Genomic DNA, 9,014 nt, shown 5'->3' on the forward strand with positions numbered 1-9,014 from the left:
GTCCAAGGATGGTACTGGTTGTACTAGGATTAACAGTCGGAATGCTTTCGGCTATGGCAGTGACCCTGCCTTACACCGGCGGGGCTGCTGATACTACGTTCACTGCTACTGTCAGCGAGCAATGTACTGTAACCGTACCTCCGGCCGTGGCGTTCGCTGTAACAAATACATCCGTCAGCACGGCTTCGATAGGTTATACCGTCACTATAGCGGGCATCGTTTTAGCGGACGGGAAAGCAATCCAGGTGTCTATTGCTGCCAATACGGCTGCGTTCAGCAAGCCAACAGGAGCAACCCTTACGTGGGCTGCAAGTGATGTGAGTTGGGCCTCTGCTGGTGGATGGGCGGGTGCAACAGGCACAGCGCTTAGCTTGTCAAATACGACAACCACTTACACTGAAGTAGCAACGTCAACTGCGAATCAGGCAGCTACAGCCGAAGTGACAGATCTCGTGTTTACGCTTGCAGCGAAGAGCACGATCGACCGTTCGGGCGCCTATGCGCTGGCATGTACTTGGAAGGTCGCCTCGGTTACACCTTAGCCATCCAAGTTGTCTTAAATCATCTGACGAAACCGGGTTACCCCCGGTTTCGATCTGATGATCTCGATGAGGTGAACATGGGAAGGTTAAATAAGTACGGCATAGCCGTTATTGCCTTTCTGGTGAGCATTAACGCTGCCAGTTGGGCTCTTAGTTTTCAGTCTACGCTGGAATCTATAAAAGTTGAAGGCCGACCTGGCCAGTTGGTTAATCGTAAGTTTCAATTAATTCTGTCCAAGGATGGCCAAAGGACTCACTTCAAAGCCCGCACAGAGGATTGGTGGCGAAGCGAGGATGGTAAACAGTCATACTATCGTGAAGCCGGAATACTCACTCGTTCCTGTGCTAAGTGGGTTAAACTCAACCCCACTGAAATTGACGTTGATCCGGAGGGAACTCTGAGTATTCGCGTCAGTATTGCTATTCCGCCCGATGTTAAACCAGGTGGATATTGGTGCGTTCTTACCGTTGACGAGACGCCCGATCCTTTGAAGAACATCAGCGGAGTAGGCATACGATTTTTAGCTTCCGTTTCAGTTGGTATCTTCGTAAACATCACCCCTCTTGAACGCAGCGCGCAAATCACTGACGTCAAGGTTATGCCGGACCAGGCATCCGTCAAGCTTTGCAATAAGGGAAATTGTCCGCTTGGCGTTGAGGGGCGTTTTGAGTTTCTGCGAAAGGGTGAAAGTGAGCCGGTAACCACTATCAAAATCCCTCGCGGAACTCTTCTACCCGAACCTATTACTACCGGAATGTTCAGCGCAAACCTGCCTGACATTAAAGTGCTGCCTTCAGGGCGCTATATTGTCCGAGTGATTCTTGATATCGGACTCGACCACTTTATCGGCGCCCAGAAAGAGATGGACGTCAATCGTGACGTGCCTAATCCGACACCAAATAAATAGCGCAAAAGGAATCATCCTAATATTGCTATTACTTTGGGCGTTCGTTCCTAATGCCATAGGAGCGCAAGGCTCGTGGCATATCTACGTCGATGGATCGGATGTAACCGGCGCTGCGGCTCCTTTAGAGCGCGGCGATACCCCCGCTATCAACGTCATGACCTTCAGCCCCGTATTAGGTTTGTACGCCAAAGTCAACGATGAAACCCTCACAATTGCCGATAACTCTGGTTTGGAATGGCAAGCTCAAAACGGAGATAGTTCAATCCACACTAGCGGACGCTTCCTTGCACTTAGCTATCCCTTGCTTATTCAAGGCGCTTCTGCTTATTTGCCTGTTGACGCAATGGCGGAGATTGCGGGATTAACCCTTGAAATCGATCCGAAACTAAAACGCGCTACTTTTGGACGACAACCTGTTTCAAAACCAACAGTTCCCGACGGTTGGCAATCCCTTACAATCGAAAAAAGTCCGGAGGAGAAAAGGCTTCAGGGTTCAAATCAACCACAAGGCAGTTCCCGCTCTAATCCATTCAACTACAATATCATTTTGCCGCGCGATCACGATTCTTTGCGGCTTGGCCTGGGCCTTGGATATGTTACCGGCGCAGATTATGGGATGGAGCTTTCCGCATATGGAAACGTGCGTGGCGCTCAGTTGAATTTTACGACGAATTTAACTCAAGGTAACCAAGGTCTAAGGGCTTATAACGCTCGTCTTACTATCACCGACAAAGATATGGGATGGGGGGTTGAGGCAGGCGATATCTTTAGCGATTTGAGAGGATTAGCGCAAGGCGTTCGATATAGCTGGAATGCCGGGCCAAATCGATGGCCTTCCTGTTCGCTCTATCTCAATGGCTCTTCATCTTCCAGTCAGGGAATCGCGCTGGCATATCGCGATGAGTTCGGTCGGCGCGATAGCGGATTGTTTGGAGGAGAAGTATCAACTGATGGGTCAATGCTGTTAAGAGGCGCATATCAAAAAGACCGGCTCGGCCTTTACGGCTTTTACCGCTCGGTGAGTTCAGAAACTGACGATAAAGGCGCCGGCTTATTCTTCTCGTATAATTTAAATCGCACGATCAGCCTTTATGGGGGAATTAGCAAATCCCGCGGAGACAATTCTAAATACGATTGGCAGAACTTATCCCTAAGAATTGGCTTCAACTCTGGCATTGCGCTGAGTTTAGAGCACACCCGATCGGCTTCAGAATCATCTTCAAGCACGACGGATGCTGCTGTGCTTAGCTTCCCATTCGGACCTTTACGGATATTAACCCGATACCAGTTGCGTGATACCGCTCAGCCTCCAATTGACCCATTACTTGAATGGCATGGGTTTGGGAATAAAGAACTGATGGTGGCGGTGCAGTATGCGGCTGACCCGCGGCTAAACTTTGACTTGCAAATGAGCAAGTTCTGGCGCGATGGTAGTTCCGCCCAAATTTGGCAGCAGCTAGTCAGCACCTATCGTCTTACCTCACGGACACAGTTGCAAATGATAAGCGCCTTCCCGCAGATTGATCAAGCTGACAGGCTCCGTTTCCGCCTGAACCAATTATTTGGTGATGGGTATGCTCTCACGGCTGAATTTGGCCCATTAACCCCATTCCAGAGTAGTAGAAATGTCAAAACCGAACGGGGAATGCGGTTTATGCTCCGCAAGCAATGGATAATTAATACTCCAACTCGCGGCGCTCGAATTAAGGGAAGAGTGGTCGATTTGCTTGGCCGTCCATTTGCCGGAGCTATCGTTCGACTCAATGGATATCGTGTTGCAACCGATGATAAAGGATGGTATACCTGCGACAGTCTTCCTTCCGGGCCATATCATATAAGCCTTGATGAGGGCAGTTTGCCTGCGGATTATCGTGTGGGTGAAGGATCGCAGAAAATGGAGTTGGCTTACAACACGCGAACTCAACTCGATTTTCATGTTGTACCCTTGAATACCATTTCAGGACAGGTTTTCTGTGATACAAAAACCAAGGATAAATCGAGTCCAGCCCAAAGCATGGCGGGACTCGTCATTCGCCTTGGGGATTTAGTCACAACAACAAACGAGGACGGCTCTTTCGGCTTTTATAATGTTGAGCCTGGCCAGCATATAGTTAAACTCGATAAAGAGTATTTGCCGAAGCAGTTGATGGCCGCGTCTCCGACTGATGTTACCGTGGAAGTCTTGGCCGACAAGCCGGCGACTGGAATTAACTTCCGCTTGTCTTTGCTTGAAAAGCGCATCGTCTTCCAGGAGATTAAGTAGATGAGAACGCAAAGGATGAAAGGTAAACGGCTAACGAAGCTGCTAGCGATCTTCGCTGTGGCAGCCTTTACCATATCCGGCGCATTTGCGGTTGAAACAGTGGATCTCACCGTTCCTGGGTTTGTTACTTTCTATGTCTGGGATGTCAACTCGTTGACAATCGGCAGTCCTGACCCTTGTGTGCTAAGCTTTGAGAATGCAAGTCTAACTTCAGGTAATGCGCTTCGGATTAGTGTGACGGCCGAGAGCGCTGATTTCACTCCCCCCAGCGGCACAGCTATTCCCGCCTCCAAAGTCTACTGGACAACAAGCAACGCTGCAGGAGGCAATGGCTCAAACGGAACTTTGAGTGATACTTTATATACTCAAATTTTCCAAAGCATTGCCGATCCAACTACCGGAAGCCTTGATATCACCTTCAAGCTATCTGCTCCAGGCGCTAGCATCCGTGCCGGCAATCACACCCTCACCATGCGCTGGAAAGCCGAATCAATTACCCCTTAATCCGTCTTACTTAGCTGCAGATTTCGGTTTTGACAGCAATGCGTCTATCGAGAAGCTGCCTGGGCTAGTGAAGAATATCGCCAGGTTCACAACTAAGTAGAGCGCAGCAAGCTCCCATCCTTTAGTGAAGCTTTGGTGCAAGTGTACTTTGATGATAGCTACAAGCATCTCGATAACCACGGCGATATTCACCAAAGGCGTTAGGAGCCCGATCACAAGCAGCCCCCCGCCTATAAACTCTGTCCCAGCAGCGAGGGCGGCAAGTGGCATTGGAAGCCCTGCCATAGCAGCAAAGCTGCCAATATCTATGATTTTCGGATACCCATGAACCATGAAGCCCAACCCGAACATTAACCTAAGTAAGAAAAGCCCAAATGCTACTCGTCCTCCAGGGTAATTTGGATATAACCAACGAAACATCCTGTTTCACCTCTATTTGTTAGTAATAATATAATCTACGAAGTTGAGCAACTGTTTGTTTCCTTGTCGCTTTCAGCTTAGATGGGCGCAGAAACTCATAGGGAAAAATAATTGAAAGCCTGCACTGTTTGAAGCTTTCGTTTTGGGGAAATCAAAACACCTTTTAGAGGTATCATTCAATTTCGCAGGAGTGGCAACTCTTAGGAAGAATGCGGTCGGATAAGCCTGAAGTGATTGCCCTCCCCACTTTTTGGACGAGGGAATAGAAGAGGAGTATTTAATGAGAGCGAATGAAGTTAGAGAGCTATTTCGAAAGTCACAGACTTGGGTTAATTGGGATAAGACCTGGGATCAGTTCATTTATGGTAGTCCTGATACGGAAGTAAAAGGCATCGCTTGTGCATGGAACCCAACCAATGCGGCGTTGAAAGAGGCGGCTGCGAAAGGGTTGAACTTATTTATCACCCATGAACCTACCTTTTATGATGGTTTTCAAGGCAATCCCAGCGCCGAACGTATGATAATAGAAAAGAAAAAGCTGCTCGATGAACTTGGCTTAACCGTCCTGCGTTGTCATGATGTTTGGGACCGAATACCGGGTGGCATCTGCGATTCGTGGGCAGACTGGTTTGGGCATCCTGTCGAACCACGCCCTGTTGAAGAAGTCTACAAAATTTGTCTGGTCGGCGATCAGAACTTTGGAGAATTAGCCAAATTCGTGGCTGAAAAGGTCAAACCCCTCGGTCAAAATACGGTCCTCACTTTGGGCGATTTCAACAAGCGAGTCAGCCGCATGGCAGTAGGCACCGGCGCCGGTAGCTGGTTACCTCACATGTATGAGCTCAAGCCTGATGTGTGCATCGTCACGGATGACGGCTACAACTCCTGGGATGGCGGTTTATGGGCAGTTGATCTCGATTTCCCTGTCATTATGGTCAACCACTGCACCTCTGAAAAGCCCGGCATGATGGCTATGCCCGGATGGCTAAAAGAAAGATTTCCCTCTATCCCAATTGAATACGTCGATGTCCATATAGCTTTGCAAGCATTATAAAGATCACGTTTTTTTTCGCTGGATTAATCAAAATATTATTTAGCATAGCGACATAAATCCAGTATAATGTAATTAGTGAATCCTCCAATTCAGAAAAAGGTATAACCGAATCTGATAGGTAAGCATGGGTACAGGAGGGTGGATTGATGCAAGAAAATCTTGAAAGCTACTTAAATGCAGCTCGTCGTGGTAGTGATTGGCTGGTTGATCATCAAGGACCGGATGGCCTTATCACATCTATGGAAGCCTGCTATAAGAGCGCTTATGCTCTGGCTGTCAGCGGGCGATTTGTTGAGGCTAATCTTCTCGTCAGTTATATTAAAAACAACGCGCTGATGCCGAATGGCGATTTCGGCAATCAGATGTGGCGAATATATAAAAACGCCTGGATTGTGCAGGGCGCGCATCGTATTGGCAGATTTGATGTCTCTATGCCTGGGATGAGCTATATTCTAAATGCTCAAGCTCCATGCGGCGGTTTTTGCGGCACTGATGACACCAATCAAATGGTCGAATGTGTTTACACTGCCTGGTCGGGTCTTGCAGCGGTCTATCTGGGGCAAATGGACGTGGCGAAAAAAGCCGGCGACTGCTTCCTCGAGATGCTTAAACAGCAACCGGATAAGATGAAGCTCTATTTCAACATGTCCCCTGACGGGAAGCTTTTGACCGATTCCGGCTTCATCGATGCCACTCTAACAAAGCAGATTTATTATAATCCCGGCATCGTGATGCTTTTCTTTATGAGACTATATATAGCAACTTTGGATAAGCGATATCTTTCGGGAGCGCAGCAACTGTTCGAGTTCTCATTATGCTGTGCAGAAGATGCCTATCAAAGCCCGCCCAGTGGGAAATCAGGACTTGGGGCAGCGATTATGTATTCGGTAACGGGAGACGAGCGGGCGCGTGATAAAGCGATCGAACTGGCCGACTACTTGGTCGGTTTCCAACATCCTGGAGGCTCCTGGGGCTTCACACCCGAAGACCCCCTCGACGTCCTCACCGACATTACCGGAGAGTTCACTGTATTCTTAACTGAAATTGCGGCAACTTTAGCGAGCGTGAAGTAAATCCCCCCTCTCCAGCAAGGAGAACTTGAGCGGATTTGACTGCACGAAAGGAAGTAAAAAGATGTTACAGACCGAAACAATGCATACCATCGAACAGCTTCAAAAAGGCTGCGAAAATATGGTCAAATGGATCGAAGGCCTAGGAGTGATTGTGCTGGAAGGGGAGAGCATCGTCGGCTCATTTCAACAGCCTAAATATGTGGCCGATGAAGATCGCCATAACACCATTGGGGTCATGAGTGCGGAAAATTTTGTCGGCTGTCTGCCTGACTTCTCCTCGGACGAATGCAAAGCGGCGACCAAGATCGGTCTTATATCGCCTGTTCCCGGTGGACACTGGATTGGAGGGTATGACATCGTCCTCAAGCACGGTCTTCGCCATAAGATCGAGCAGGCTGAAGCCCGCATGGCTGGTCTCGATAAGAACGATCCCGACTGTGAGCGTAAACGCGTCTTTCTGGAGTGCTACATCAAGGTCGCAGAGTCGCTCATCGCTTATGCTCACAAGTATGCGGCGGCCTGTCTAGAGCGTGCTGAAAATGAGACCGATCCGGCCGAGCGTGAGCGGCTATGCAAGATAGCCGATATTTGCCAACGTGTCCCCGAATTCCCTGCAACTACCATGCAGGAAGCGGCGCAGTCCTTCTGGTTCTGCTACGTCATTGTATCCGACGGGCAGGGCCGCCTGGATCAAACGTTCTGGCCCTATTATGAGGCTGACAAGAAGGCTGGCCGGATTACCCGTGAAGGGGCCAAAGCGCTACTGGATGAGATCCAACTGAAGCTTAACCACAATCTTTCGGGGCCGCCATTCTGGCTTAGCGCGATTTTCACTCTTACTATCGGTGGCCAGAAGCCCGATGGAACCGATGCAACCAATGATTTAACGTACATCATCCTCGAAATCTTCCGCGAGAACCCGCGTGAAGTGCCTAATCTTTATGTCCGATGGCATCCAGGTTCACCGCCGGACCTCATACGCGAAGGCCTTAAAACGCTTCGAGAACATGGTGGTCAACCTGCATTCTACGGTGACACTGCACTGGTGTCCGCCCTCGAACGTGTCGGCGCTCCGATAGAATGGGCGCGCGATTACGCTCTTTCCGGCTGTACTGAAGTAATTATCCCCGGCAAGAGCCATTCGATTGCAGTTGCCGGTTGGCTCAATGCGCCGATGATGGTTGATAATGCCCTCACCGAAGCCGTCAAGAAAGGCGTGACCAGCTTTGAAGAGCTAATGAATGAAGTGGAGGCGGTCGAGCGCAATGCAGTCCGCTTAATGGTTGACGGTACCCGTGACATCGCCAAGTCTCGAGCTCATTGCGGCAACACCTTCAACGGACACGGTCTCTTTACTGAGGGGTGTATAGAAGAATGTCGCCCCTATTGGGAAGGCGTTGCTCCCTTCCGAGTCGATCAAGTCCTGCCTGTAGGCATCTCCAACGCTGCAGATGCGCTTTATGCCATTAATGAAGTTGTCTTCGAACGAAAGGAACTCACTTTAGCGGAGTTGAGGAAGGCGTTAGACGCTAACTTCGAAGGCTATGAGACGCTGAAAAAGCGGTTGCGAGCATTACCTAAATTCGGCAACGATATTGAGGCTGTTGATGTTCTTGCGGCGGATATGCTCAAGTTCATGGCTAATGAGTTCGACCGTTACGAGACTTATACTAAAGGCCGATACGCCCTTGGCGTCCTTATGGGCGGTGAGAATGTGCATAAGAGCTATGGCATGTGACTGGAGCTACCGCTGATGGACGACTTGCCGGTGAGCCAATGGCCGACTCCCTTGGCCCTTCGCAAGGCAGCGCCCTTCATGGCCCGACTGCTGTTATCCGATCGGTCACAAGACTCGATCATTCCTTATTGAGCGGAGGCTCTGTGTTCAACGTTCGCTTCTCGTTGTCAGATTTGAAGAAGGATGAGAACCTCGAGAAAGTGGCAGCGCTCGTCGAAGCCTACTTACGCCTTGGCGGCTCTCAAATCCAACCCTGTTTTGTGGACGTTGAAACCCTGAAAGACGCCTACGAGCACCCCGAACTTCATCGCGATTTGGTCGTAAGAGTAGTAGGCTACTCCGCACGCTTCACCGACCTCGCCAAAGAACTTCAACTGGAAGTCATCGCCCGTAGCGAGATGAAAGTCTGACGGGAGAAGTGTAACGACATGGATGCAGTAAGCCGAAAGGCCGAACGCATCCATGTCAATATCTATGCCTAACCTTCACCGCCCTTCGATAAGGGCTTCCAT

The 9,014-nt window shown here is 49.6% G+C and carries 9 protein-coding genes; 8 read left to right on the forward strand and 1 reads right to left on the reverse strand.

The genetic code is table 11. The features are described from left to right. The 4 genes from WCO51_06010 to WCO51_06025 all read left to right on the forward strand — a co-directional run. Positions 1–542: hypothetical protein (locus tag WCO51_06010; GenBank protein MEI6512813.1), on the forward strand; the 542-nt coding region annotated here is incomplete at its 5' end. A gap of 77 nt (positions 543–619) precedes the next feature. Further along, positions 620–1,450: a hypothetical protein gene (locus WCO51_06015; protein ID MEI6512814.1), complete on the forward strand. Its 831-nt coding sequence runs from the start codon at positions 620–622 to the stop codon at positions 1,448–1,450. A gap of 22 nt (positions 1,451–1,472) precedes the next feature. Further along, complete coding sequence (locus WCO51_06020; protein MEI6512815.1) at positions 1,473–3,713, forward strand: carboxypeptidase-like regulatory domain-containing protein; 2,241 nt, start codon at positions 1,473–1,475, stop codon at positions 3,711–3,713. Beyond that, complete coding sequence (locus tag WCO51_06025) at positions 3,714–4,217, forward strand: hypothetical protein (protein ID MEI6512816.1); 504 nt, start codon at positions 3,714–3,716, stop codon at positions 4,215–4,217. Between the two features lie 6 nt (positions 4,218–4,223). Here WCO51_06025 and WCO51_06030 read toward each other — a convergent pair whose 3' ends face one another. Then, the gene (locus tag WCO51_06030) at positions 4,224–4,637 is read right to left on the reverse strand and encodes a DoxX family protein (protein MEI6512817.1); all 414 of its coding nucleotides are present in this window, start codon (positions 4,635–4,637) and stop codon (positions 4,224–4,226) included. 280 nt (positions 4,638–4,917) lie between these two features. Here WCO51_06030 and WCO51_06035 point away from each other — a divergent pair, with 280 nt between their 5' ends. The 4 genes from WCO51_06035 to WCO51_06050 all read left to right on the forward strand — a co-directional run bounded on the left by WCO51_06035 (position 4,918) and on the right by WCO51_06050 (position 8,912). Further along, positions 4,918–5,691 (forward strand): Nif3-like dinuclear metal center hexameric protein, encoded by a 774-nt coding sequence (locus tag WCO51_06035; protein ID MEI6512818.1) that lies wholly within the window; start codon positions 4,918–4,920, stop codon positions 5,689–5,691. A gap of 146 nt (positions 5,692–5,837) precedes the next feature. Then, positions 5,838–6,764, forward strand: a complete 927-nt coding sequence (locus WCO51_06040) for a hypothetical protein (protein ID MEI6512819.1) — start codon at positions 5,838–5,840, stop codon at positions 6,762–6,764. A gap of 61 nt (positions 6,765–6,825) precedes the next feature. Further along, complete coding sequence (locus WCO51_06045) at positions 6,826–8,502, forward strand: pyruvate formate lyase family protein (GenBank protein ID MEI6512820.1); 1,677 nt, start codon at positions 6,826–6,828, stop codon at positions 8,500–8,502. Continuing rightward, complete coding sequence (locus WCO51_06050; GenBank protein ID MEI6512821.1) at positions 8,499–8,912, forward strand: glycine radical domain-containing protein; 414 nt, start codon at positions 8,499–8,501, stop codon at positions 8,910–8,912. Before WCO51_06045 ends, WCO51_06050 begins: the two co-directional genes overlap by 4 nt. Positions 8,913–9,014: the final 102 nt, after the last annotated feature.

The organism is bacterium, from assembly GCA_037131655.1.
In the GTDB taxonomy this organism is placed as follows: Bacteria; Armatimonadota; Fimbriimonadia; order Fimbriimonadales; family JBAXQP01; genus JBAXQP01.

Excerpts from the sequence above, each read along its gene's own strand:
- WCO51_06015 (MEI6512814.1), top strand. The coding sequence starts at position 620 with ATGGGAAGGTTAAATAAGTACGGCATAGCCGTTATTGCCTTTCTGGTG.
- WCO51_06025 (MEI6512816.1), top strand. The coding sequence starts at position 3,714 with ATGAGAACGCAAAGGATGAAAGGTAAACGGCTAACGAAGCTGCTAGCG.
- WCO51_06030 (MEI6512817.1), bottom strand. The coding sequence starts at position 4,637 with ATGTTTCGTTGGTTATATCCAAATTACCCTGGAGGACGAGTAGCATTT.
- WCO51_06035 (MEI6512818.1), top strand. The coding sequence starts at position 4,918 with ATGAGAGCGAATGAAGTTAGAGAGCTATTTCGAAAGTCACAGACTTGG.
- WCO51_06040 (MEI6512819.1), top strand. The coding sequence starts at position 5,838 with ATGCAAGAAAATCTTGAAAGCTACTTAAATGCAGCTCGTCGTGGTAGT.
- WCO51_06045 (MEI6512820.1), top strand. The coding sequence starts at position 6,826 with ATGTTACAGACCGAAACAATGCATACCATCGAACAGCTTCAAAAAGGC.